This window comes from Streptomyces sp. SCSIO ZS0520, from assembly GCF_025643355.1.
In the GTDB taxonomy this organism is placed as follows: Bacteria; Actinomycetota; Actinomycetes; order Streptomycetales; family Streptomycetaceae; genus Streptomyces; species Streptomyces physcomitrii.
In genome coordinates this window covers 2,205,059-2,229,941 of the sequence record NZ_CP092644.1, presented here as the reverse complement: position 1 = coordinate 2,229,941, position 24,883 = coordinate 2,205,059, and the positions used below count along the sequence as shown (strand labels likewise).

The following is a 24,883-nucleotide window of genomic DNA, read 5'->3' as shown; positions in this document are numbered from 1 at the left end:
CTCAGAGCACCTTCTTCCCGCTGGTGGCGACCGGGGCCTCGGGCTCGTCCTCCGGGGCCCGGCGCAGCAGGGCGATCGGGCCGGAGACGCTGGTGGCCCGGAGCCTGCCTCTGCCCCGGCCGAGTCTGCCGCTGATGCCCCGGGGCCCCCAGGCCGGACTGACCCGCAGGTCCTCGAAGGCGTTGGAGACCGCGCCGGAGGTGGTACCGGCCTCGACCTCCGCGTCCGCCTGATGGGGGAGCCGCACCGCGATCCGGCCGGAGACGGTGCTCAGCTCCATGCGGGCGGGCGGGTCCGCGCGCTCGTGGTCCACGGTCAGCGAGCCGCTCACCGAGACGGCCTGCACGGCGCCCGCGCCTTCGAGGAGGGTGAGGTCGCCGGAGACGGAGTGGAAGGTCAGCTCGCCGGTGACGCCCTGGGCCTCGACGTCCCCGGAGACCGTCTCGGCGCAGACCGCCGCGCCGAGGCCGACCAGGGTGGTCTCGCCGCTGACCCCGCGGACCGCGGTCTCGCCGCGGATGCCCGAGATCACCGCCGTCGCGCCCACCACGCCGACCTCGACCCCGGTGTCGGCCGGGACCGCCAGGGAGACGACCGCGTGCCGCCGCCAGCCCCGCGGGTCCAGCCACTTGAGGAAGCCCTTCCAGGGCAGGTCCTCGTAGGCGACGGTCAGGGTGCCGTCCTGCTCGGTCACCCGCAGTGGTGGGCCCTCGATCCGGGAGACCTCCAGGCGGGCGGAACTCTCCTCGGTGCCGACGACGTTGACCGTTCCGTTGACGATGCGTACCTGCAGTGCCGTCACGGGAGCGTCGAAGGAGAGCCTCTGCGGCTCCGCGACTGACCACTCGGACATGGGTGCTGACCTCCTCGACCGACCCGGGGCGTGACGCGCACTATCGCGTCTCGACTCACACGATATATCTCGGTCACGGAAAGTCAAGAGCCGAGTTCGCGAGGGTGCGGGGCCGCGGGCCCTGTGCCCGGTACGGCCCAATTGCCCCGTACCGACCCGTGCGAACTGGCTTACGGTGACGGCATGTCCTCCCAGGTACCCGCCGCGTCCGCGGCCCCGCAGACCTCCGCGAGCGCCGCCGGTGCGCTGCTCCTGTGCCGGGCGGCGCCCGCGCAGGTGGCTCCGCTCGCGCAGCTGCTCGGCGAACGCATGCTCCTGGTGCCCGCGGGGGAGGGCTGGAGCGCGCTCGTCCCCGAGGGGAAGCCCTGGCTGCACGGCGGGGAGGCCGTCGACCGGGTGCTCACCGGCTGGGCCACCGCGCTGGCCGTGGGCGCCGACTGGCCCGTCCTCGCCCTGTGGTGGGACACCGAGCGCGGCGGCTACACGCTGGCCTCCGGCTTCCGCCGCACGGTCGGCTACGAATGGCTGGCGAGCGGCACCCCCGTCGGCGAGGACGAGGCCATGCGGACCTTCGCCGCCCGCCTCGGCCTCGACGACGCACCGGCCGGGCGGCCGGCCACCTCCGCACCCGGGCGGCCCACCGCCCCCGCAACCGGCCGGGCCACCACCTCTGAGCCCGGGCAGGCCTCTGGGTCCGGGCAGGCCTCCGAGTCCGGGCGGGTCTACGAGTCCGGGCGCGCCCCCGAGTCCGGGCAGGCCGAGGAACTCGGGCAAGCCGACGCCCCCGTGCAGCCCGCCTCCGCCGAACCCCCGACGCCGGAGCCCGCCCCGTCCGCCGCGTCCCCCGGCAACGACCCGGGCAGCGACCCCGTCCGCGCCGCCCTCCGCGCGCTGACCCGCCCCGACCCGGCGGCCGATGCCAGGGCCCGCCTCGCCGCCCTGGTGCGGGTGCTCGGGCACGCCGGTCTGGCCCTGCCCGCCGGACTGGCGCCCGGTGACACCGCGGACCGGCTGCGCGAGGTGGCCCGGGTGCAGCCGGAGGCGCAGCAGATCGAGCAGCGGGGCGGGCGGAGCCGGCGCGAGGCGCTGCGCGGTGAACACGGTGAGGCCTCGTGGCTCGCCGGTTACGCGGAGGCGCGCGCCGCACTCGGCACCGGGCGCGGGACCGGGCGTGAGGACGGCCCCGTACCGTCCCCTGGCGGACTGCCCGCACACCTCCTCGGCCCGGCTCAACTGGCCCTCGGACTGCCCCTGTTGGTCTGGGGCGCCGCCCGCAGGAACGGCGGGTGGGCCGCGGCCGGGCTTGTGCTCGCGGCCGAGGGCGGCCTGCGGTGGGCGTACGCGCTCAAGGGCCCCGGCAGGCACCGGAGTTGAGGACCGGCGGCTCAGCCCTCGGTCCTTCCTCCGCCGGGCGCGCCGGTGACTCCACCTGCGCCGGTGACCCCCGCGGCTCCCACGACCCCCGCGGCTCCCGTGACCCCCGGAGCCCCCGGCCCTCCCGCGGCGGGCCCCGGGCGCGTCCCCTCCGCCTCGCCCCCGCTCGCGTCCAGGGCGGCGAGGGCCGCGCTGATCCGGGGCAGGTCGGCGGCGGTGCTGGTGTCCAGGCCGGTCAGTGCGGCGATCTTGCGGAGCCGGTAGTCGACGGTGTTCGGGTGGACCTGGAGCCGGGCCGCGGTCGCCCGGCGGTTCAGCGCGCAGGCGAAGTGGGTGCGCAGGGTGTCCAGGAGGCCGTGCTGTCCCGCCAACGGGGCGAGCAGGGCGGCGAGTTCGGCGCGGGCGGGGCCGGGGCGGGTCAGCTGGTATTCGAGCAGGACGTCCTGGAGCCGGTAGAGCCCGGGCTCGCGGCCGAAGACGGCCGCCACCTCGCGCACCTCGCCGCTGAGGCGGGCCGCCGCCCCGACGTCCCGGGGGCGGGCGGCCGCCGCGCCCGCGGTGAGCGCGGCCCCGCTGACCCGGCTCATGTGGTCGAGCACCCCGGCCAGCCAGTCCCAGTCCCCGGCGCCCACCTCCTCGGGCGGGACGGGGTGCGGGACCAGGGCGAGGCCGCCCTCGGGCGAGAGCACCGAGAGGACGGCGCCTTCGACATGGCGCTCCAACTCGACCCGCAGGCGGCGGAGTTTGCGCCGCGCCGCCACCGTGGTGCTGACGCCGCTGGCCCGCTCGTCGGGGTGCGCGCCCACCGCCAGGCTCAGTACGAGGTAGCACTCGGGCAGCGGCACCCCGGCCGCGGCGGCGGAGCCCGTGGGGTCGGCGCCGTCGAGCAGGGCGGAGAGCAGGGCCTGGCGGGCGATGTACTCGTCGCCGAAGGAGGCCTGGCGCGCCTGGACGTAGCCGCCGGAGGCCGCCGAGGTCATCACCTGGAGATAGCGCAGGACCAGCGCGCTCGCGCCGAGCACCGCGGGCAGGTCCGCCGGGGCCGCCTCCCGCAGCACCTCGTCCATGCACAGCTGCACCCCGATGTGGTACGCGCTCACCACCGCCTCCAGCGGCACGCCCTCCTCCGCCCGCCGGGCCGCGCCCTCGCGCAGCCCCGCGAGCTGTTCGGGGCCGGGCAGTTCACCGGTGCGCAGCACCTCGGCGCAGAGGGCGATGTTCAGCTCGACGATCCGCGCGATCTCCCCGCGCAGCGCCTCCGGGGGCAGCGCCGAGTACGTCGGCACCTCGCCCGCGAGCCGGGCGACCACCGCGTCCACCAGCGGGCGGGAGCGGGAGGTGAGGAGGGTGTGCAGCGGGCGGCCCGCCAGCGTGAACGGCGGCGCCTGGGGCGGCACCCGGCCGGATCCGGTGCCCGGCGCGGGGCTCGTACGCCCCGTACGGCTCGTCGTCATGGGCGCCCCCGCTCGTGGTCCTTCTCGTGGTCCCGCCAGGACTAGCACGCGGCCCGGGCCCGCTGCCAGGGAGCCGCCCGTACCGCCGCCGCACTGTGACCCGTCACAACAGCGCCCCCGCAAGGCTGGCCGCCGTCCCGGCGCTCTCGGGCCGCCCGCGCCCCAGGATGGTGCGGCCCGGTGAGCGCGGCACCGCCGCCGGGCGCCTCGACCAACGCCCTCTGCCGCGCCCCGCACCGTGGCGCGGCACAAGGACCGAAGGAGCCCCATGCCCTCCCGTACCCCCGCACGGACCGCGCGCCGCCTCGCGGTCGCCGCCGGATGCGCCGCCCTGATCTCCGCGGCCCTGGTGACCCCGGGCCGCGCCGCCGAGCCGCTCGACTATGTGGCGCTCGGCGACTCCTTCGCCGCCGCCCCGCTGGTACCGGCGCCCGACCTCGCCCACCCGCTGTGCCTGGCCTCCCGCTCCGGCTACCCGGATGTCGCCGCCGAGCGCCTCGGCGCCGAGCTGGACGACGTCAGCTGCTCCGGGGCGAAGGTGGGCGACCTCGCGGGACGGCAGTTCGGTGTGGTGGCCCCGCAGTACGAGGCACTCGGCGCGGATACCGACCTGGTCAGCCTCACCGTCGGCGGCAATGACACCAACCTGGTCGCGGCCGCCCTCGGCTGCGTCAACCTGGCGCCGGAACCGCTCGGTTCGAGCTGCGCCGACCGCTATACCAAGGGCGGCGGCGACCAGCTGGGCGAGGCCGTCGCCGCCTGGGCACCGCAGCTGGGCAAGGCGCTCGACGAGATCCACCGGCGCGCCCCGCGGGCCCGGGTCTTCGTGGTCGGCTACGGCGACTACATCCGGCAGGGCGGCTGCTGGCCCACCCAGCCGATCTGGGCGCGGGACGGCGACTACCTCCAGCGCTCCGTCGACAAGCTGAGCGCCGCGCTGCGGGAGCAGGCCGCGGGCCACGGCGCCTCCTTCGTGGACGCCTACGCGGCGACCCGGGGCCACGACGCCTGCGCCGCCCCCGGGGACCGCCACCTGGAAGGCCTCGTCCCGACCGCTCCCGCGGCTCCGCTGCACCCCAACGGGGCGGGCTCCAAGGCGGTGGGCGAGGCGCTGGCGCGGGCCGTCGAGGGCTAGGGTCCGCGCGGGGCGGGGCGGCCGGGACTCCGGGGACCTCCCCGTCGGAGGCCGAGGCTCCCCGCCCGAGACCGAGGCCCCGTCGAAGTCCGAGGCCCCCTCAGCGGCAGCGCCCCGTACTCACTCGTCCTCGTCCTCGTCGTCCAGCCGGGCCAGCCAGGTCGCCAGGCGTTCGACGGGGACCTCGAAGTCGGGGTTGAGGTCCACGAAGGTGCGCAGCTGCTCGGCCAGCCAGGCGAGGCTGACCTCCTCCTCGCCGCGCCGCTTCTCCAGCTCCTCGATGCCACGGTCGGTGAAGTACAACGCAAGCTCCTGAGGGGGACGGATGTGCCGCCCCCCATCGTAGGCCGCGGCCGGGGGCGTGGGGACATGCCCGAGGGCCCGCCCCCGCCGTGCACTGCACGGTGGGAGCGGGCCCTCGGTCGCTGTCCGCGGTTGGCGGCTCAGGTCCGGGAGGACCTGGCTCAGGCCTCGAAGACCTCGTTCACCAGCTGCTCCTGCTCGGCCTGGTGGCGCTTGGCGGAGCCGACCGCGGGGGACGAGGAGTGCGGGCGCGAGATGCGCCGCAGCCGCTCGCCGTGCGGGATGTCGGCACCGACCGCCAGGTCCAGGTGGTCGATCAGGTTGAGCGCGATGAACGGCCAGGCACCCTGGTTCGCCGGTTCCTCCTGCGCCCAGAGGTACTTCTCGGCGTTCGGGTACTTGGCGATCTCGGCCTGGAGCTCGGCACCCGGCAGCGGGTACAGGCGCTCCAGGCGGATGATCGCCACGTCGTTCGCCTCGCGCTTCTTCCGCGCGGCGTCGAGGTCGTAGTACAGCTTGCCCGCGCAGAAGACGACCTTGCGGACCACCGACGGGTCCACGCTGTCGTCGCTGATGACCGGGCGGAACTGACCCGAGGTGAACTCCTCCGTCTTCGAGGCGGCGGCCTTCAGGCGCAGCATCGACTTCGGGGTGAAGACCACCAGCGGCTTGTGGTGCGGGTTGTGCACCTGCCACCGCAGGAGGTGGAAGTAGTTCGACGGCAGGGTCGGCATGGCGACCGTCATGTTGTTCTGCGCGCACAGCTGGAGGAAGCGCTCGATACGGGCCGAGGAGTGGTCCGGGCCCTGGCCCTCGTAGCCGTGCGGGAGCAGCAGGGTGACGCCGGAGGTCTGGCCCCACTTCTGCTCGGCCGCGGAGATGTACTCGTCGACGACGGTCTGCGCGCCGTTGACGAAGTCGCCGAACTGCGCCTCCCACATCACCAGGGACTCGGGGCGGGCCAGCGAGTAGCCGTACTCGAAGCCCATGACCGCGTACTCGGAGAGCAGGGAGTCGTAGACGTTGTACCGGGCCTGGTCCTCGGAGAGGTACAAGAGCGGGGTGTAGTCCTCGCCGGTCTCCCGGTCGATGAGGACGCCGTGCCGCTGGCCGAAGGTGCCGCGCCGGGAGTCCTGGCCGGAGAGCCGGACCGGGACGCCCTCCAGGAGCAGCGAGCCGACGGCGAGGGTCTCGCCCATGCCCCAGTCGATGGTGCCGTCCTCGACCATGGCCGCGCGGCGCTGCAGCTGGGGCAGCAGGCGCGGGTGGACGGTGACCCGCTCGGGGATGTTGACCTGGGACTCGGCGATGCGCTTGACGACCTCCTGGGAGATCGCGGTGTTCACCGCCACCGGGAACTCGGCCTGCGGGTCCGGGAGATGGGCCTCGCCCGGGTGCGAGACGGCCTCGCGGACCTCGGTGAAGACCTTCTCCAGCTGGCCCTGGAAGTCCTGCAGCGCCTGCTCGGCCTCCTCCAGGGTGATGTCGCCGCGACCGATGAGGGACTCGGTGTAGAGCTTGCGCACCGAGCGCTTCTTGTCGATCAGGTCGTACATCAGGGGCTGGGTGAAGGCCGGGTTGTCCGACTCGTTGTGGCCGCGGCGGCGGTAGCAGATGAGGTCGATCACGACGTCCTTGTTGAACGCCTGGCGGAACTCGAAGGCCAGCCGCGCGACCCGGACGACGGCCTCGGGGTCGTCGCCGTTCACATGGAAGATCGGCGCCTCGATCATGCGGGCCACGTCGGTGGCGTACATCGAGGAGCGCGAGGACTCCGGGGCGGCGGTGAAGCCGACCTGGTTGTTGATGACGATGTGGACCGTGCCGCCGGTGCGGTAGCCGCGCAGCTGCGACATGTTCAGGGTCTCGGCCACCACGCCCTGGCCGGCGAAGGCCGCGTCGCCGTGCAGGGCGACCGGCAGGACGGTGAAGTCCGTGCCGCCCTTGTTGATGATGTCCTGCTTGGCGCGGCTGATGCCCTCGATGACCGGGTCGACCGTCTCCAGGTGGGAGGGGTTCGCGGCCAGCGAGACCTTGATCTGCTCGCCGTCCAGGCCGGTGAAGGTGCCCTCGGCGCCCAGGTGGTACTTCACGTCGCCGGAGCCGTGCATCGACTTCGGGTCGAGGTTGCCCTCGAACTCGCGGAAGATCTGCGCGTACGACTTGCCGACGATGTTGGCGAGGACGTTCAGGCGGCCGCGGTGGGCCATGCCGATGACGACCTCGTCGAGCCGGTTCTCGGCGGCGGAGTCGAGCACCGCGTCGAGCAGCGGAATGACGGACTCGCCGCCTTCGAGCGAGAAGCGCTTCTGGCCGACGTACTTCGTCTGCAGGAAGGTCTCGAAGGCCTCCGCGGAGTTCAGGCGGCGCAGGATGCGCAGCTGCTCCTCGCGCTCGGGCTTGGAGTGCGGGCGCTCGATGCGGTCCTGGATCCACTTGCGCTGCTTGGGGTCCTGGATGTGCATGAACTCGATGCCGGTGGTGCGGCAGTACGAGTCGCGCAGCACGCCGAGGATGTCGCGCAGCTTCATCAGGGTCTTGCCCGCGAAGCCGCCGACCGCGAACTCGCGCTCCAGGTCCCACAGGGTGAGCCCGTGCTCGGCGATGTCCAGGTCGGGGTGCTTGCGCTGCATGTACTCCAGCGGGTCGGTGTCGGCCATGACGTGGCCGCGCACCCGGTAGGAGTGGATCAGCTCGAAGACCCGGGCGGCCTTGGTGACGTCGTCGTCGTGCGAGGCGTCGATGTCGCGGTTCCAGCGCACCGGCTCGTACGGGATGCGCAGCGACTTGAAGATCTCGTCGTAGAAGTCGTTCTCGCCGAGCAGCAGGTTCGCGACGTTGCGCAGGAACTCGCCGGAGGCGGCGCCCTGGATGACCCGGTGGTCGTAGGTCGAGGTCAGCGTCATGACCTTGGAGATGCCGAGCTTGTTCAGGGTGTCCTGGGAGGTGCCCTGGTACTCCGCCGGGTACTCCATGGCGCCGACGCCCATGATCACGGCCTGGCCGGGCATCAGGCGCGGCACGGAGTGCACGGTGCCGATGCCGCCCGGGTTGGTCAGCGAGACGGTGACGCCGGAGAAGTCGTCCATCGTCAGCTTGTTGTCGCGGGCGCGGCGGACGATGTCCTCGTAGGCCTGCCAGAACTCGAAGAAGTTCAGCGTCTCGGCGGCCTTGATCGCGGCGACCACGAGCTGGCGGTCGCCGTTCGGCTTGACCAGGTCGATGGCGAGACCGAGGTTGACGTGCTCGGGCTTGACCAGGGTCGGCTTGCCGTCCTTCTGTGCGAAGGAGTAGTTCATCGACGGCATGGCCTTGATCGCCTGCACCATCGCGTAGCCGATCAGGTGCGTGAAGGAGATCTTCCCGCCCCGGGCGCGCTTGAGGTGGTTGTTGATGACGATCCGGTTGTCGAAGAGCAGCTTCACCGGGACCGCGCGGACCGAGGTGGCGGTCGGCAGCTCCAGCGAGGCGTTCATGTTCTTCGCGACGGCGGCCGAGGGGCCGCGCAGCGTCACCAGCTCGGGACCGGCCGGGGCCTCGGCCGCGGGCTGCTCCTCCTTGGCCTTGGCCGCCGGGGCGGCCTTGGCGGGAGCGGCGGCGGGCTTGGCGGCCGGGGCCGCCTGCTTCGCGGGCGTGGCAGCCGCCGGAGCGGCCTGCGCGGGCTGAGCGGTCTGCGCCGGCTTGGCCGGGGCCGCGGGCGCCGGGGCCTGGGCCGGGGCGCTCGGTGCGGCGGGGGCCTGGGCCGCGGGCGCGGCGGTCTGCTTGGCCTGGGTGGCACCGCCCCCGGGCTTGTAGTCGGCGAAGAAGTCCCACCAGGCGCGGTCTACCGAATTCGGGTCCTGGAGGTACTGCTGATAGATCTCGTCGACGAGCCACTCATTCGGACCGAAGGCGGCAGCAGGGTTCTTCCCCTGACCGTCTTGGTCAGTGGTCGGGGTCCCGCCCGGCTTCAGGCCGGGGGAGGTCGAGTTACTGGGGGACTGTGGCGACACGGCGGCAACCGCCCTCTTCCGCTTCACAAGGTGATGGACAGCGGAAATAAAGGCTACGCCCCCCTGACGCCCGGATGCAGGCCGGGCGGCTCATCCGTCGTGTAAGTCACATCAGAATGCGTGTTTCAGGCGTGGAAATGGCGGGAAACAAACGCGGTTTGATGCAGTCGGCAACGCCGAAGTACGGGCCCTGCCGCCCGGTGGACCGCTCGCGGGCCCTGTCCAGGGCGTTCTCCGGCGGCCCGGCCGCGGATCCCGATCTTCCGCTTCGAACCCTACGTCAACCCGATGGATGCGGAAGGCCCGGAAGAGTGACCTGGATCCGGCAGCCCCGAGAGGATTCGGCCACCCCGATCGCGCCGCCGTGCAGATCCACCGCCCAGCGGGCGATGGCGAGGCCGAGGCCGGTGCCGCCGTCGCTGCCCGAGCCGTGGCTCTTGGCGGGGTTGCCGGGGTCACCGCCGTGGCTGCCCCGGTTGAAGCGCTCGAAGACGCGGTGCCACTCCGACTCCGGGATGCCGGGGCCCTCGTCCAGGACCTCCAGGTCCAGCGACTCCGGATGGTGGCCGCGGCGGGCGCGCACCGTCACCCGGCCGTGCGGCGGGCTGTGCTTCACCGCGTTGTCGATGAGATTCGCCACCACCTGGTGGATCCGCTCCGGGTCGGCGTGCGCGGTCAGCTCCGGCGGGGAGACGTCCAGGTGCAGATGGACGTCCGTACGGGTGTGCCGGCCGGAGCCGGAGGCGATCCCGGCGCGCTGGGAGGCCACCATATTGGCCTCCTTGAGCACGCCCGAGAGATAGGGCCAGACCTCGAAGCGGCGGGCCTTCAGCGGCACCACGCCGTTGTCCAGGCGGGAGAGGTCGAGCAGGGTCTCGACCAGGCGGCCGAGGCGCTCGGTCTGCTTGAGGGCGGTGCGCATGGTCTCCGGGTCGGCGCTGGAGACGCCGTCCACGACGTTCTCCAGGACCGCCCGCAGCGCGGCGATGGGGGTGCGCAGCTCGTGCGAGACGTTCGCCACCAGCTCCTTGCGCTGCCGGTCCTGGGCCTCCAGGTCGTCGGCCATCCGGTTGATGGTGGAGGCCAGGTCGCCCAGCTCGTCGCGGCGGTCGGCGCCGCGGACCCGGCGGGTGTAGTCCCCGTTGGAGATGGACCGGGCGACGATGTTCATCTCGTCCAGCGGGGCGGTCAGCGAGTGCGCCACGAACTGGGTGAGGAGCAGGGTGGCGATCACCGAGAAGACGGTGATGAAGCGCAGCTCGGTCTCGGTGCGCACGGCGATCATCAGCAGCCCGGTGGTGATGAACACCGAGACCACCACGAGGGTGCCGAGCTTCGCCTTCACCGAGAAGGGCCGCGAGGAGAGGGTCCGGGAGCGGAGGCCGCCCGCCCTGCGCGGGGCGCCCGGGTGGCTCATCGTCGTGCCGTCATGGCGTCGGCGTCTCCAGGGCGTAGCCGACGCCGTGCACGGTACGGATCCGCTCGGCGCCGATCTTGCGGCGCAGGGCCTTGATGTGGCTGTCGACGGTACGGGTACCCGAGGCGTCCGCCCAGTCCCAGACCTCCGCGAGCAGCTGCTCGCGGGAGAGCACCGCGCGCGGGGTGTTGGCGAGGCAGACCAGCAGGTCGAACTCGGTCGGGGTGAGGTGGACGTCCTCGCTGCGCACCCGCACCCGGCGCTGCGAGTGGTCGATCTCCAGCTCGCCCAGGCGCAGGATGCCGCTGCGCGGGGTGGCGGCGGCGAGCGCGGCCCGCTCCACGCGGCGCAGCAGCACGTGCACCCGGGCCGCGAGCTCGCGCATCGAGAAGGGCTTGGTCATGTAGTCGTCGGCGCCCACACCGAGGCCGACCAGCATGTCCGTCTCGTCGTCGCGCGCTGTGAGCATCATCACCGGCACCGGACGCTGCGCCTGCACCCGGCGGCAGACCTCAAGACCGTCGAAGCCCGGCAGCATGATGTCGAGGATCAGCAGGTCCGGCTGCCAGGCCTCGGCGGTGTCGACGGCCGAGGGACCGTCGCCCGCGGTTTGCACCAGAAACCCCTCGGCGCGCAGCCGGGCGGAGACGGCGTCGACGATCGTCGGATCGTCCTCGACCACCAGGACCCGCCGCTGTGCACCCGGCGCGGCACTGCCCGCGCCGTTGTGGGAGGTCTGTGTCTGCTCCATCGCCCCGCCCCTGACTGTGCTTTCCGGAATCCGGGAAGAAGGATTCCACGTTGCGCTTCACGTTTGAATGATCCGGTGATGCCCAGCAGCGTACGGGCAGTGACCACCCCGCCGCTATCCAGGCCTCACCGCGAGATGCACCACGTCCGGAACGCCCCGGGCGACCGGGATTTCCTCGGTACGTACCTCTTCGTACCCGGCGTCCCGCAATGCCGACTCGAACGCCGGGGAAGGCTGTGCGGACCATACAGAGAGCACCCCGCCGGGGGTAAGCCTGCGGGCGCAGGCGGCCAGCCCGGCGGGGGAGTAGAGGCCGTCGTTGTCCTCGGTGACGGTCCAGTCGGGGCCGTTGTCGATGTCCAGGCAGAGCGCGTCGTAGCGGGGCGCCGCCGGATCGCGCAGGTGGGCGAGGAGATCGGTGTGCGCGATCGCGGTACGGGCGTCGGCGCGGGCGGCGGCGGACAGCTCGCCCAGCGGCCCGTCCCGGTGCCAGTCGACGATGGCGTCCTCGCGCTCGACCACGGTGATCCGCCCCCAGCGCGGCTCGGCGGCGGCGTGCGCCAGCGAGAAGCCCACGCCGAGGCCGCCGAGGAGCAGCGCGGGCCGCGGGCGGTCGTCGAGGGCGCCGAGCGCCGCGTCGACGAGCAGCCGCTCGGAGCGGCCGTCGGAGGTGTCCATCAGGAAGCAGCCGTTGGCGATGATCTGGAGCAGCGCGCCGTGGCGGCGCAGGACCACTTCGCCGTGCGGTCCGGTGCGGCGGTCGAGTACCTGCGGCTCGCCCGCGGGTGAGGCGGAGTACATGGCGACACTGTGCCGCACGCCGCGCGCACCGGCCGAATCCGGACCCCGGCCGTGCGGACCGCCGACGGCCCGGGTCCCGGAGCCCCGGCCCCCGCCGGTGCGCCCGGTCCCGGCGCGGCGGAACGGCGCGGGGACCGGGCGCGGGTGCGGCGGGCCGCGGTGCGGCCCCCGGCTCAGCCGGTGCCGAGCGCGTACCGCGCCACCCCGTCGGCACTGCTCACCAGCAGCATTCCGGCCTTCTCCAGTACGCGTACGGAGGCCGGGTTGGCCGTCTCCACCTGGGCGGTGACGGTGTGCACCCCGGGTGCCCGCAGCCCGTGGGCGGCCAGGGCGGCGGTGGCCTCGGTGGCGTAGCCGCGGCCCCGGCGGGAGGCGACGATGCCGTAGCCGATCTCCAGGGAGCCCGCGGACGGTGGCCAGAAAAGGCCGATCGAACCGACGACCAGCCCGCCCTCCCGCTCGGTGACCAGCCGGTGCCCCCACTCGCCGCGCGCCGCCGGCTGCCCGGCGAGGAAACCGGCGATCACCTGATCCCCTTCGGCGGGGAAGTCCGGCGCCCAGCCCGGCAGCCGGTCACCGGAGCACACCGCGCGCAGCTCGGCCTCCGCCCAGGGCCGCAGCACGAGGCGGGCGGTCACCAGAGAGGAGGGAGTGGGAGTGGGAGAGGGGGAGGGAGGAGGAGTGGACGCGGCGGAGGACGCAGCGGCGGCCGGGGAGGAGGAGGCAGGGGAAGAAGGGCCGGAAGAAGAAGGGCCGGAAGAGGACGGGCCGGAGGAAGAAGACGGGTCGGGAGAAGAAGGAGTGGACACGTGGAACTCCAGGTCTGTGGCGGAGAAGACCCGGGCGGTGCGTCGTCCGTTCAGGAGGCCCGGGTCAGGGCATGCGGAAGTGCCGTCCGGCAAGCCATGGCCTCGGCCTCCCTCTTCCGCTCCCCGGCCCGTGCTGCCGGGCCTCTGCTCTTCCCCGCCCTGCGGCGCCCGGTGCTTCCCGGGCCCGGCGCGGACCGCGCGGGCTGAACCGCCGCGCGCGCCCAGGAGCGTAGCCGGGCGCGGAGCGGCTGTCGCCGGAATTTCCGGTGGGGCCCGGTTGCTGCCCTGAATCCGGTGGATACGGGAGAACCCGGTGGATACGGCCCGCGTGCTCCCCGCCGCTGTCCGATCGCTCACAGCGAACACCCCCAGGGGAACATTCTCCGGCTCACAAGCATTGAGTCGGCATAGCTCAAGTTGACTGCCGAAGGGGAGATCATGGCTGCTGAGTCCGGTGAATTCAGGGCGCCCGAGTCGTCCGCGGTGCTCACCCTGCCCGTGCTGCCGCTCGACGAAGAGGTCGTGCTGCCCGGGATGGTGGTTCCGCTGGACCTGAGCGAGGGCGAGGTCCGGGCCGCCGTCGAGGCCGCCCAGGCCGCCGCGCGCGAGGAGCCCGGCAAGCCGCGGGTGCTGCTCGTCCCGCGGATCGACGGGACCTACGCGAGCACCGGTGTGCTCGGCACCGTGGAGCAGGTCGGGCGGCTGTCCGACGGCGACCCCGGTGCGCTGATCCGCGGCCGCGGCCGGGTGCGCATCGGCTCGGGCACCACGGGCCCCGGCGCCGCGCTGTGGGTGGAGGGCCTGGCCCTGGAGGAGAAGGTGCCGGAGCCCCTGCCGGGCGCGGTCACCGAACTGATGAAGGAGTACAAGGCGCTCGCCACCAGCTGGCTGAAGGACCGCGGCGCCTGGCAGGTGGTGGACCGGGTCCAGCAGATCGACGAGGTCTCCCAGCTCGCCGACAACTCCGGGTACTCGCCCTTCCTGAGCACCGCCCAGAAGGTGGAGCTCCTGGAGACCGCCGACCCGGTGGAGCGGCTGAAGCTCGCCACCGAGCAGCTGCGGGCGCACCTGGCCGAGCAGGAGGTGGCGGAGTCCATCGCCAAGGACGTCCAGGAGGGCGTCGACAAGCAGCAGCGCGAGTTCCTGCTCCGCCGCCAGCTGGACGCGGTCCGCAAGGAGCTGCGCGGGCTGAACGGCGAGGGCGCCGAGGACGAGTCCGACGACTACCGCGCCCGGGTGGAGTCCGCGGACCTGCCCGGGAAGGTACGGGAGGCCGCGCTCAAGGAGGTCGAGAAGCTGGAGCGGTCCAGCGACCAGAGCCCCGAGGGCTCCTGGATCCGCACCTGGCTGGACACCGTCCTCGAACTCCCGTGGAACGAGCGGACCGAGGACGCCTACGACATCTCCGGCGCCCAGGCGGTGCTCGACGCCGAGCACGCGGGCCTGGAGGACGTGAAGGAGCGCATCACCGAGTACCTGGCGGTGCGCAAGCGCCGTGCCGACCGCGGCTTCGGCGTGATCAGCGGCGGCAAGGAGGCGGAGACCGGCGGCGGCCGCCGGGCCGGGGGAGCGGTGCTCGCCCTCGTCGGCCCGCCCGGCGTCGGAAAGACCTCGCTCGGCGAGTCGGTCGCGCACGCCATGGGCCGCAAGTTCGTCCGGGTCGCCCTCGGCGGCGTACGGGACGAGGCGGAGATCCGCGGCCACCGGCGTACGTACGTGGGCGCGCTGCCCGGCCGGATCGTGCGGGCGATCAAGGAAGCCGGTTCGATGAACCCGGTGGTGCTGCTCGACGAGGTCGACAAGGTCGGCTCGGACTTCCGGGGCGACCCGGCGGCGGCCCTGCTCGAAGTGCTCGACCCGGCGCAGAACCACACCTTCCGGGACCACTACCTGGAGGTCGAACTCGACCTGAGCGACGTGGTCTTCCTCGCCACCGCCAATGTCCTGGAGGCCATCCCGGAGGCGCTGCTCGACCGGATGGAACTGGTCCGGCTCGACGGCTACACCGAGGACGAGAAGGTCGTCATCGCCCGGGACCACCTGCTCCCGCGCCAGCTGGAGCGGGCGGGCCTGGAGCCCAGCGAGGTGGAGATCGAGGAGGGCGCGCTGCGCAAGCTGGCCGGGGAGTACACCCGTGAGGCGGGCGTGCGGAACCTGGAGCGCTCGGTCTCGCGGCTGCTGCGCAAGATCGCGGCCCAGCACGAACTGGGCGAGCGGGAGCTGCCGTTCACGGTCGCCGACACCGATCTGCGCGCGCTGATCGGGCGCCCGCACCATGTGCCCGAGTCCGCCCAGGACCCGGCGGAGCGGCGCACCTCGGTGCCCGGCGTGGCCACCGGTCTCGCGGTGACCGGGGCGGGCGGCGACGTGCTCTACGTGGAGGCCTCGCTCGCGGACCCGGAGACCGGGGCCGCGGGGCTGACCCTGACCGGCCAGCTGGGCGATGTGATGAAGGAGTCGGCGCAGATCGCGCTCTCCTTCCTGCGCTCGCGCGGCGCCGAACTGGAGCTGCCCGTCGCGGACTTGAAGGAGCGCGGCGTGCACATCCACTTCCCGGCGGGCGCGGTGCCCAAGGACGGGCCGAGTGCCGGTGTCACCATGACCACCGCCCTCGCCTCGCTGCTGAGCGGCCGGCTGGTACGGACCGATGTGGCGATGACCGGTGAGGTCTCGCTGACCGGTCGGGTCCTCCCGATCGGCGGGGTGAAGCAGAAGCTGCTCGCCGCGCACCGGGCGGGGATCACCACGGTGGTGATCCCCAAGCGGAACGAGGCCGATCTGGACGACGTCCCGGCGGAGGTGCTCGACAAGCTCGACGTGCACGCCGTCACCGACGTCCGCCAGGTGCTCGAACTCGCCCTGGAACCCGCGACGGACGGGGCGGAGCGGATCCCGGTCGCGGCCTGAGACCGGAGCCGGGTGCGGCGGCTGCCCGCCGCACCCCTCCCGCCGCTCCCGCTCCCGCACCGGCCCCGCGCACGGCAACGGGCCTCCCTCACTGCACCGGAGGGAGGCCCGTCGTCAGGGGCGGGGCCGCGGTGTGGGGGCCGGGACCCGGGGGAGGAGCCGGGGATCAGCCGTTGGCGAGGGCGACGACGCGGTCCAGGGCGCCGTTGAACTGGTCGTGGTCGCCGACGATCGGGCCGGTGGAGGTGTACTGCCACATGGTGTGGGTGCCCCAGCCCGCCGGCAGCTCGCCGGGGGCGGTGTTGTAGCGGGCGATCCACAGCGGGTTGGTGGCGCCGAAGGCGGCGGAGTTGCCGGTGCACTGGGTCCACCAGCTGGTGGCCGTGTAGATCACGGCGTCGCGTCCGGTGCGGGCCTTGTAGGTGTTCAGGAAGTCCGCGATCCAGTTGACCATCGGGGCCCCGGCCATGCCGTAGCAGGCCTCGCCGTACGGGTTCCACTCGATGTCGAGCACGCCGGGCAGCGTCCTGCCGTCCTTGGACCAGCCGCCGCCGTGGTCCACGAAGTAGTTGGCCTGGGCGGCGCCGCTCGCGGTGTCCGGGGTGGCGAAGTGGTAGGCGCCGCGGATCATGCCGATGTCGTACGAGCCGTTGTACTGCTGGGTGAAGGACTCGTTCTGGTACGTGGTGCTCTCGGTGGCCTTCACATAGGCCCACTTCACCCCGCTGTTCCAGAGCCCGCCCCAGTCGACGCTGCCCTGGTGGCCGCTGACGTCGACACCCTCGGTGGTGGCGGCGAGCGAGCCGCCGGGCCGGCCGCCCTGCCCGTCGTGGGCGAGGACGCCCATGCCGAGGTGGGCGTCGCCGCGCTCGGGGGCGGCGGGCGTGTCCGCGGGCGCGGGCTGCGCGGTGGCGGGGAGGGTGAGCAGCAGGGAGAGCGCTGCGAGCAGGGCGCCGAACACGCCGAGGCGGGTACGGCGGGCGAAACGGGATCTGCGCACGAACATCGCGTGCCTCCGGAAGATCGGGCGGGGCTCGGGAGAGGACGAGCCCAGTGGGGGGACCACCTGATGTTGTCGGTGGCATGTCACCGGGGACGCTACGCACGTAGACCCCGGCAGGGAAGGGGGCCTGGGCGCTGCCGTTGGTCTACGCCTGCGAAATACTGACCGAGCTGCGGCGACGCCGGGCCGGTGGCGGAAACTTTCAGGACCCGGATCCCCGAGTACCGACCAGGATGGGCGCTGACGTGCACGAGTACGAGAACCTTCGAAGGCCCGAAGGCGGCAATCAGGCGAGCGAGACCGGGACGGAAACTGGTGTGGACCACGAATTCCTGGACCTGGAACGCGAGTTGACGCTGCTCTTCCGCCGGGCCCGGGCCCGTTCGGGCGAGATGGCCCGCCAGGTGCACCCCGACCTGGAGCCCGCGGCCTACGGACTGCTCCAGCGCCTGGAGGAGTCGGGCCCGCAGCGCGCCACCGCGCTCGCCGCCTTCATCGGCGTCGGCAAGGCGACCATGAGCCGCCAGCTGCGCGCCCTGGAGGACCTCGGCATCGTCGCCCGCGCCCCCGATCCGGCGGACGGCCGGGCCTGGCTGGTCGACCTCACCGAGACCGGCCGCTCCCGCTTCCGCGCGGTACGCGACGCCCGGCGCGCCCGCTACGTACGGCAGATGGCGGGCTGGGACCGGGCCGAGGTCGCCGAACTCGCCCGCCTGATCGGGCGGTTGAACTCGGACGGCGAGGAGCAGGACTAGGACGGGGAGCGCCGCCGGAGCGGGCGCGGGGCGCTCAGAACTCCACGAAGCCCACCGCCGCGTCGTCGTGCGTCTTGCTGCGGCGCAGACGCAGGCGCTGCTCGGCGTCGGCGGTCTCCAGGGCGCGCACCCGGTCGATCAGCGCCTCGCCGCCCTCCTTGCGGAGCAGGGCGAAGCAGGCGCGCCAGTCGCCCTCCCGGAAGGTCTCCACCCAGCGGCTCGCGCCGTCGCTGAGCGCGGCGAGGGCGCGCACCCGGGCGCGGGGCAGCTGCCCGGCCACCGCGCGGGCCGCGACCGCCGGGTCCGCGGCGGCGGTGAAGAAGCCGCCCTCCTTGTTGCGCACCGTCGCGTCGGCCACCGCGGCCGAGGCGAGGCTGGCCCCCGGCAGGCGCGCGATCCGGTCGTCCAGTACCGCGCTCACCTCGCCGTCCGGGGCCTCCAGGAGCAGGGCGGAGTCGGAGAGGACGAGGTGCTCCAGACGCTCCTCGTCCCAGCGGGCGAGCACCACGGTGGCCTGGGGGGTGCGAGGGTGAGAAAGGTCACAGGTTAGAGAGTGCGCTTCGGCGGTACGGGCGATGGCCGCGGCGAGGATCTCGCGCAGCTCCAACTCCCGGCGGGAAATCGACAGTTCACCGAGGGCGCCGCCGAGCCGGGCGGTGAACCAGGGCACCGAGTGCAGGCAGCCGTCGTCCCCGGGCGGGGGCGTCACCCCGTCGAGGAGGACCAGGGCTCCGCCCAGTCCGGAAGCGGGCACGGCGATCGAGAGGTAGTCCTCGTTGGGGCGGCCGGCGGTCCCCGGACGGCTCGCGAGTTCGATGCGCATGGCTCAAGTCTGCCCGAGCCGCCACCCGGCCGAGATGGCGTGTACCCGACGGCCGGATCCGGTGTCCGCACAGGTCAGCCGCCGGAATTGGCCCGGAATGATCTCTTCCGTGTCGTCGGTGGTGGCGCATCCTGCCAAAGCCCGCGTGCGCAGTCCACCCGAGGGTGCGCAGGTGCCCACGGAGTGTGCAGGGGGAATTTGCCCGTCAACTCCGGCTCGATGTTCACTCCTTCCGGTGGCCGGGGAGGCGATGTGCGTCCGCCGCCCGCAGGCACTGGAAGGGTCGGGTGCCCTACCGGGTGGGGCACGCCAGTGGACGGACCGTCACCCGGGCCGAGTGGCGGACGAGTCAGGAATGCGAGCACCGGTGCAGAAGAAGCGGCCTCGGCCAAAGGGTGCCACGGCGTCCTCGCCCGGGGACATCAGCCCTTCCCCCGCCACACCCGCGAAGCGGCCCGCCCGGGTGCGCAACCGCCTGGTGGTGGCCGTCGCCGTGGTCGCCGCGGCCGTCGCGGGGGCCGCCGCCCCGGGCATCGCCGACGCGACCGGCAGGCTGAGCGACTCCCAGCAGGCGGTGACCGGCTCCGAACAGCTGGCCGGGGCCCTCGCCCTGGCCCACGCCCTCGCCGAGGAGCGCGACGCCGAGACCGCCCGCCTCGCCGCGGGCCGGTCGGCCGAGGCCCCCACCGCCGAGCACCGCGACCGGGTCGACCGGCGCCTCGCCGAACTGCGCCCGGAGGCACCGGCCGCCCTCGCCCGCGCCCTCGGCGCCGTCGCCGGGGCCCGCGAGACCGCCCGGGCCGAGGGCACCACCGCCCTCCAGGCGCACCAGGCCTACGCCCGGCCGCTGGCCCAACTCCACGCCCTCGCCGAGCGGTTCGCGGAGCAGCTGCCCGGGCGCGCGCCCAGCGGCTCGCACGCCCTGGCCGAGCTGGACACCGCCGTGGCGCAGACCTCCGCCGCCCGCGGACTGCTCGGCGCGGCCCTCGCCGTCCCGCGCGGCACGAAGATCACCACCCTCGACCCGGTCACCGGGGCGCCGGTCACCCGCTACGCGGAGCAGAAGGCCGACCGCGCGCAGCGCCGCACCCTCACCGAGGCGGCCCGCGAGGCGCATCTGCGCTCCGGTACCGCCCTCGCCGAGTTCCGCGAGACGGCGCCCGAGGAGGCGCTGCGCTCCTACGACTCGGCCGTCACCGGCGACGGCGTCACCGAGGCGGAGCAACTGCTCGGCCGCCTCACCGACGAGCCCGCCCTCTCCGCCGCCGAACTCGCCCTGGACCCCGGCCGGACCGACGCCGTGCTGCGCGCCAGGATCGAGCTGATGCGCGGCGCCGAGTCGGCCCTCAACGTCCGCCGCAGCAAGGATCTCGCCGCCCTGCGCGACGAGGACGTCACCGCCCTGGAGATCCGGATCGCCCTGGCCGGTGCCTGCCTGCTGCTCGCGGCCGGCTTCGCGATGGCCACCTTCCGCTCCCTGACCCGGCCGCTCGCGGTACTGCGGCTCGGCTCCGCCCGGCTCGCGGGGGAGCCCGAGACCGAGGAGCCGGTCCGCTTCACCGGCAGGAACGACGAGTTCGCCCAGATCGTGGCCTCCGTCAACGCCCTGCACGCGCACGCCGTCGCCCTGCACGAGCGCCTCGGCACCCTGGAGGGCGAGCGCCGCCACCTGATCGGCCAGCGCCAGATGCTCGCCGAGGAACGCGAGGAACTGCGCGGGAAGTTGAGCGAGTCCACCGCCAGGCTGGAGGGGATGGAGCACAGCATCCACGCCACCTTCGTCAGCCTGGCGCTGCGCACCCTCGGCCTGATCGAGCGTCAACTCGGCGCCATCGAGAGGCTGGAGGAGCGCGAGCAGGACCCGGACCGGCTCGCCACCCTCTTCAAGCTGGACCACTTCGCCACCCTGATGCGGCGCCACAGCGAGAACCTGCTGATCCTCGCGGGCGCCGACCACCGCCAGCAGGACCCGGGCCCGGTGCCCCTGGTCGACGTGGTGCGCGCGGCGGTCAGCGAGATCGAGCGCTACGAGCGGGTCCGGATCACCGCGCTGCCCGCGCACGCCCACATCGCGGGCTTCGCCGCGGACGACCTGAGCCATCTGCTCGCCGAACTCCTCGACAACGCGGCCGCGTTCTCCCCGCCCGACACCCCGGTGGAGATCTCCGGCCAGCTCCTGGAGAACGGCGACCTCATGCTCTCCGCCGTGGACGAGGGCATCGGCGCGAGCGCCGGGCGCCTGCGCGTCCTCAACGCCCGCCTGGTCGGCTTCGACCCCGAGTCCCCGTACGTCAGGGCCGAGGGCGAGGACCCGGAGGGCGGGCTCGGCCTCGGCCTGTACGTCGCCGGGCGCCTCGCCCACCGGCACGGGGTCCGGGTGCAGCTGCGGGAGCAGAAGGAGGGCGGGGTGGCCGCCGTCCTCGTCCTCCCCAAGGCGGTCTTCACCGAGGCCCCCGCCGCCCCCGCCGCCCCCGCCGACGCCCCGGCCCCGGGCGCGGCCTCCGCCGTACGCTTCCCGGGCTCCGAGGCGGAGGCCAACTCCAACGCGCTGTACGGGCGTTCGGACACCACGGCCGGACAGGACCTGCCCGACCCGGCCTCGGAACCTGTCCCGGCTCCGGCCTCGGAACCTGTCCTGGCCTCGGAATCTGCCCCGGCCCTGGCCTCGGAAGGGGTCCCGGTTCCGGAATCCGGCCCGGAAGCTGGCCCGGAATCCGGCCCGGCCTCCGAACCGGCCGAGCCCGCGGAGGGCGCCGCTGCCGGGGACACCCCGCCCGGACCGTCCGCGCAGGGCGACGACCCCCTGATCGCCGCCGCGGAGCGCGCCGTGCGGGCCTCCGAGGAGGCCACCGCCGCGGAGCCCGCCCCGGCTCCGGAGCCCGCACCCGAACCCGAGCGCACCCCCGCGCCCGTGCCGGTACCCGGGCGCGCCTCCGCGTACGTACGGCAGTCCGCGCCGGAGCCCGATCCCGCGTACGTACGGGAGCCCGCGCCGGAGCCCGCCCCCGCGTACGCGCCGGAGCCCGCCCCTGCCTCGCGCCCCGCGCCCGAGCCCGGCCCGCACTCCGGCACGGACCCGTACGCGATCGGTCCCGACCGGCACGAGCGCGCCGAGGACGAGGCGACGGCCCCCGCGGACGCCCCACCGGCTTCCCACGAGGAGCAGCCGCGCCCCGCCGCGGAACAGCCGCAACCCCTCCGCGAGGAACAGCCGCCCGCCTCCCACCGGGAGCAGTCGGCCCCCCACGAGGAGCAGCCGTCCGCCCCGGACGAGGCACCGCCCGCCCCGTACGCGACCCCGCTCCCCGCAATGGGCCCCGAGCCCGCGCCCTGGGACGAGTTGACGGACAAGGGGCTGCCGAGGCGGACGCCGAAGGCCGCGGAGCCCGTGCCGGTTCCGCAGCCGAGGTCCGGTGGTGTCGACCCGCAGGAACTGCGCCGCAGACTCGGTGGTTTCCACCGGGGCGCGCTCGCCGGGAGACGGGACGCGGACGCCGAGATCGCCGGGGAGACCGGTGAGGCCCAAGGACCGGGGGACCCAGTCGAGGAGGGAACCAGTTGACCGCTCCCATGCGTACGCCCCGCACCGGCCGCTCATCCGGTCCGGCGGCCCGCGAGCCGCGGCCGGAGCCGGGACTGAGCAGCGAGGCGCGCAATCTGCAGTGGCTGCTGACCAATCTGGTCGAGGAGGTGCCGGGGCTGCGTTCGGTCGCGGTGGTCTCCTCCGACGGGCTGCTGCTGCTCTCCTCGGACCTGCTCCTCGGCGAGCAGCCGAAGACCGGCGCCCCGGAGGCGAGGCCCGGCCCCAAGGACTCCAGCGGGGACCTCGCCACCCTGGTGGCCGGGGTCGGCAGCCTCACCATCGGGGCGGCCCGCCTGATGGACGGCGGCGGCGTCAAGCAGACCATGGTCGCGATGGACGAGGGCAGCCTGTTCATCATGGCCATCAGCGACGGCTCGCTGCTCGGCGCGCACGCCGCCCCGGACTGCGACATGAGTGTGGTCGCGTACCACATGGCGCTCTTCGTGGGCCGGGCCGGACATGTGCTGACCCCCGAACTCCGCAGCGAGCTGCGGCAGTCGATGGAGCACGCGCAGTGACCGGTGCCCGGGGGCTGCCGAGCCGGGGCCGGAACCGCAAGCCCGCCCGGGTGCGTCCCTACTCGCTCACCCAGGGGCGGACCCGCTTCGGGCACGTCCTGCTCGTGGAGACCTTCGTGGCCGCCCTGGAGGCCCCGCCGGAGCGCCCCGAGCTGGTCCGCGGGGACCTCTCCACCCGGGTCATGCCGGAGATGCGGGCCATCGTCGCGCTCTGCCGCCGGATGCGTACGGTGGCCGAGGTCGCCGCGCTCCTGAAGATGCCGCTCGGGGTGGTCAGGGTCCTGCTGAGCGATCTCGCCGACCAGGGCAAGATCCGTGTGTACGGTACCGGTCACGGCCCGGGACAGCCGGACCGCGCATTGCTGGAAAGGGTGCTGGATGGACTCCGCCGTCTCTGAACTCGCCGCCGCCGAGGGCGCCTTGGGCGAAGTGGAGGACGAAGGCCAGGTCCAGGCCTGGCAGTTGGACCGCAGCCGGGCGCCCACCGCGACCAAGATAGTGATCGCGGGGGGCTTCGGGGTGGGCAAGACCACCCTGGTCACCACGGTCTCGGAGATCACCCCGCTGCAGACCGAGGCCCTGATGACCGAGGCCGGCGAGGGCACCGACGACGTGAGCGCGGTCCCGCTGAAGACCACCACCACGGTCGCCATGGACTACGGGCGGATCACCCTCGACCAGGACCTGGTGCTCTACCTCTTCGGCACACCCGGCCAGGAGCGCTTCTGGTTCATGTGGGACGACCTGGTGCGCGGCGCGATAGGCGCGGTGGTCCTCGCCGACACCCGCAGGCTCACCGAGTGCTTCCCCGCCCTGGACTACTTCGAGCGCAGCGGACTCCCGTACGTGGTGGGCGTCAACCACTTCGAGGGGACCGAGGAGTTCGCCGTCGCCGACGTCCGCGAGGCGCTCTCGGTGCCCGCGGAGGTGCCGCTGCTCGTGATGGACGCGCGCAAGCGGGCCCCGGTCGTCGAGACGCTGCTCGCCCTGGTCGGGCACGCCTACGAGCAGAGCCCGGAACCCGCCCCCGTATAGCGGCGCCGGACGCGACCCCGCCACCCAGCGGCAGGAGGAGAACACCCCGCATGCGCAAGATACTTGTCGTCGGAGCCGGTCAGTCCGGACTCCAACTCGCCCTCGGACTCCAGTCGCACGGGTACGAGGTCACCCTGATGTCCAACCGGACCGCGGACGAGATCCGGACCGGACGCGTGATGTCCACCCAGTGCATGTTCCCGCGCGCCCTCGCGCACGAGCGGGCGCTCGGGCTCAACCTCTGGGAGGAGCAGGCCCCGAAGATCACCGGGCTCGGTGTCTCGGTCGCCGGGCCGCCGCCCGAGGACGACCCCGAGGGGCCCCTGACGCGGGCCGTCGACTGGGTCGGCGACCTGGGCGGCTTCGCCCAGTCGGTCGACCAGCGGCTGAAGATGGCGGGCTGGACGGAGCTCTTCACCGAGCGCGGCGGCCAACTCGTCGTGCACGGCGCCGCCGTCTCCGACCTGGACTTCTTCACCCGCAGCCACGATCTGGTGCTCGTCTGCGCGGGCAAGGGCGAGCTGGTCTCGCTCTTCGCGCGCGATGCCGAGCGCTCCCCGTACCGCACCCCGCAGCGGGCGCTGGCCGTCTCCTATGTGCACGGCCTCGGCCACCGGCCCGAACTCCCGGACGCCGAGACCGTACGCTGCAATCTGGTGCCCGGGGTCGGCGAGCTGTTCGTGATGCCGACGCTGACCACCTCGGGCCGCGCCGACATCCTCTTCTGGGAGGGCATCCCCGGCGGCCCGCTCGACGTCTTCGGCACCGTCACCGACCCCGCGGAGCACCTGGCGCTGACCCTGAGCCTGATGGAGCGCTACACGCCCTGGGAGTACGCGCGCGCCACCCGGGTCGAACTCACCGATGAGGGCGGCACCTTGGCCGGGCGGTACACGCCCACGGTGCGCAACCCCGTCGGGCGGCTGCCCGGCGGCGGCGCGGTCCTCGGGGTGGCGGACGTCGTGGTCGCCAACGACCCGATCACCGGGCAGGGCGCCAACTCCGCGGCCGTCTGCGCGGCGGTGTACCTGGAGGCGATCCTGGAGCACGGGGACCGGGAGTTCGACGAGGAGTGGATGCGGGCCACCTTCGCCCGCTACTGGGACAGCGCCCGGCACGTCACCAAGTGGAGCAACGCGATGCTGGCCGCCCCGCCCCCGCACGTCCTCTCCCTGATCGGCGCCGCGGGCCAACTCCCGCCCGTGGCCGACCGGTTCGCCCGCGGCTTCAACGACCCGGCCGACTTCGAGAACTTCTTCTTCGAGCCGGAGAAGACCGAGGCCTACCTCACCGAGACCGCCGCCGCACTCGGCTGATCCGGCCGCTCCGGCTCATCGGGCCCCTCCGCTCATCGGGCTGATCCGGCGGGG

At 73.7% G+C, this 24,883-nt stretch carries 18 protein-coding genes and 1 pseudogene; 9 read left to right on the top strand and 10 right to left on the bottom strand.

Features of this window, described 5'->3' with window-relative positions; genetic code table 11:
• Position 1: 1 nt before the first annotated feature.
• Positions 2-853 carry a DUF4097 family beta strand repeat-containing protein gene (locus MID12_RS08120; protein ID WP_263165683.1) on the bottom strand — a complete coding sequence of 284 codons (852 nt, stop codon included), beginning with the start codon at positions 851-853 and terminating at the stop codon, positions 2-4.
• Between the two features lie 183 nt (positions 854-1,036).
• On the opposite strand from MID12_RS08120, the pseudogene MID12_RS32395 reads away from it, so the two are divergent.
• Positions 1,037-1,447: pseudogene (locus tag MID12_RS32395) on the top strand (hypothetical protein); the annotation flags it as partial.
• 791 nt (positions 1,448-2,238) lie between these two features.
• Here the strand turns inward: MID12_RS32395 and MID12_RS08110 are convergent.
• On the bottom strand, positions 2,239-3,681 hold the full coding sequence (locus tag MID12_RS08110; protein WP_263165679.1) for a PucR family transcriptional regulator: 1,443 nt from the start codon (positions 3,679-3,681) through the stop codon (positions 2,239-2,241).
• A 268-nt stretch (positions 3,682-3,949) separates the two neighbouring features.
• Here MID12_RS08110 and MID12_RS08105 point away from each other — a divergent pair, with 268 nt between their 5' ends.
• Positions 3,950-4,816, top strand: a complete 867-nt coding sequence (locus MID12_RS08105) for an SGNH/GDSL hydrolase family protein (protein ID WP_107071288.1) — start codon at positions 3,950-3,952, stop codon at positions 4,814-4,816.
• A gap of 120 nt (positions 4,817-4,936) precedes the next feature.
• On the opposite strand, the gene MID12_RS08100 is transcribed toward MID12_RS08105, so the two are convergent.
• The 6 genes from MID12_RS08100 to MID12_RS08075 all read right to left on the bottom strand — a co-directional run bounded on the left by MID12_RS08100 (position 4,937) and on the right by MID12_RS08075 (position 12,721).
• Positions 4,937-5,119, bottom strand: a complete 183-nt coding sequence (locus tag MID12_RS08100; RefSeq protein ID WP_040248411.1) for a DUF6104 family protein — start codon at positions 5,117-5,119, stop codon at positions 4,937-4,939.
• 161 nt (positions 5,120-5,280) lie between these two features.
• Complete coding sequence (locus tag MID12_RS08095) at positions 5,281-9,111, bottom strand: multifunctional oxoglutarate decarboxylase/oxoglutarate dehydrogenase thiamine pyrophosphate-binding subunit/dihydrolipoyllysine-residue succinyltransferase subunit (protein WP_263165675.1); 3,831 nt, start codon at positions 9,109-9,111, stop codon at positions 5,281-5,283.
• 280 nt (positions 9,112-9,391) lie between these two features.
• Positions 9,392-10,528, bottom strand: coding sequence for a sensor histidine kinase (locus MID12_RS08090; protein ID WP_040248407.1), 1,137 nt, complete (start codon positions 10,526-10,528; stop codon positions 9,392-9,394).
• Positions 10,529-10,538: 10 nt separating this feature from the next.
• Positions 10,539-11,279: a response regulator transcription factor gene (locus MID12_RS08085; protein ID WP_040248405.1), complete on the bottom strand. Its 741-nt coding sequence runs from the start codon at positions 11,277-11,279 to the stop codon at positions 10,539-10,541.
• Between the two features lie 114 nt (positions 11,280-11,393).
• Positions 11,394-12,080, bottom strand: a complete 687-nt coding sequence (locus MID12_RS08080; RefSeq protein ID WP_040256590.1) for a spermidine synthase — start codon at positions 12,078-12,080, stop codon at positions 11,394-11,396.
• 173 nt (positions 12,081-12,253) lie between these two features.
• On the bottom strand, positions 12,254-12,721 hold the full coding sequence (locus tag MID12_RS08075; protein ID WP_263172972.1) for a GNAT family N-acetyltransferase: 468 nt from the start codon (positions 12,719-12,721) through the stop codon (positions 12,254-12,256).
• Between the two features lie 606 nt (positions 12,722-13,327).
• Between MID12_RS08075 and lon the strand changes: the two genes are divergently transcribed.
• Entirely contained in the window at positions 13,328-15,796 is a 2,469-nt protein-coding gene (gene lon / locus MID12_RS08070) for an endopeptidase La (RefSeq protein ID WP_040248403.1), read from the top strand.
• A 166-nt stretch (positions 15,797-15,962) separates the two neighbouring features.
• Here lon and MID12_RS08065 read toward each other — a convergent pair whose 3' ends face one another.
• Positions 15,963-16,802, bottom strand: coding sequence for a lysozyme (locus MID12_RS08065; protein WP_040248401.1), 840 nt, complete (start codon positions 16,800-16,802; stop codon positions 15,963-15,965).
• A 230-nt stretch (positions 16,803-17,032) separates the two neighbouring features.
• Here MID12_RS08065 and MID12_RS08060 point away from each other — a divergent pair, with 230 nt between their 5' ends.
• Complete coding sequence (locus MID12_RS08060; protein ID WP_078844823.1) at positions 17,033-17,554, top strand: MarR family winged helix-turn-helix transcriptional regulator; 522 nt, start codon at positions 17,033-17,035, stop codon at positions 17,552-17,554.
• 34 nt (positions 17,555-17,588) lie between these two features.
• Here MID12_RS08060 and MID12_RS08055 read toward each other — a convergent pair whose 3' ends face one another.
• On the bottom strand, positions 17,589-18,377 hold the full coding sequence (locus MID12_RS08055; protein ID WP_040248397.1) for a protein phosphatase 2C domain-containing protein: 789 nt from the start codon (positions 18,375-18,377) through the stop codon (positions 17,589-17,591).
• Between the two features lie 463 nt (positions 18,378-18,840).
• Between MID12_RS08055 and MID12_RS08050 the strand changes: the two genes are divergently transcribed.
• From MID12_RS08050 to MID12_RS08030, 5 genes are read left to right on the top strand one after another with little or no spacing between them, the layout of a single operon-like run.
• Positions 18,841-21,939, top strand: coding sequence for a nitrate- and nitrite sensing domain-containing protein (locus MID12_RS08050; protein WP_263165666.1), 3,099 nt, complete (start codon positions 18,841-18,843; stop codon positions 21,937-21,939).
• The gene (locus tag MID12_RS08045; protein ID WP_397914505.1) at positions 21,936-22,478 is read left to right on the top strand and encodes a roadblock/LC7 domain-containing protein; all 543 of its coding nucleotides are present in this window, start codon (positions 21,936-21,938) and stop codon (positions 22,476-22,478) included. The genes MID12_RS08050 and MID12_RS08045 overlap by 4 nt, the downstream gene beginning before the upstream one ends.
• Positions 22,475-22,876, top strand: a complete 402-nt coding sequence (locus MID12_RS08040; RefSeq protein WP_040248393.1) for a DUF742 domain-containing protein — start codon at positions 22,475-22,477, stop codon at positions 22,874-22,876. The genes MID12_RS08045 and MID12_RS08040 overlap by 4 nt, the downstream gene beginning before the upstream one ends.
• The gene (locus MID12_RS08035) at positions 22,857-23,513 is read left to right on the top strand and encodes a GTP-binding protein (RefSeq protein ID WP_040248391.1); all 657 of its coding nucleotides are present in this window, start codon (positions 22,857-22,859) and stop codon (positions 23,511-23,513) included. The genes MID12_RS08040 and MID12_RS08035 overlap by 20 nt, the downstream gene beginning before the upstream one ends.
• A gap of 50 nt (positions 23,514-23,563) precedes the next feature.
• Positions 23,564-24,829 (top strand): styrene monooxygenase/indole monooxygenase family protein, encoded by a 1,266-nt coding sequence (locus MID12_RS08030; RefSeq protein ID WP_263165663.1) that lies wholly within the window; start codon positions 23,564-23,566, stop codon positions 24,827-24,829.
• The last annotated feature ends 54 nt before the right edge of the window (positions 24,830-24,883 follow it).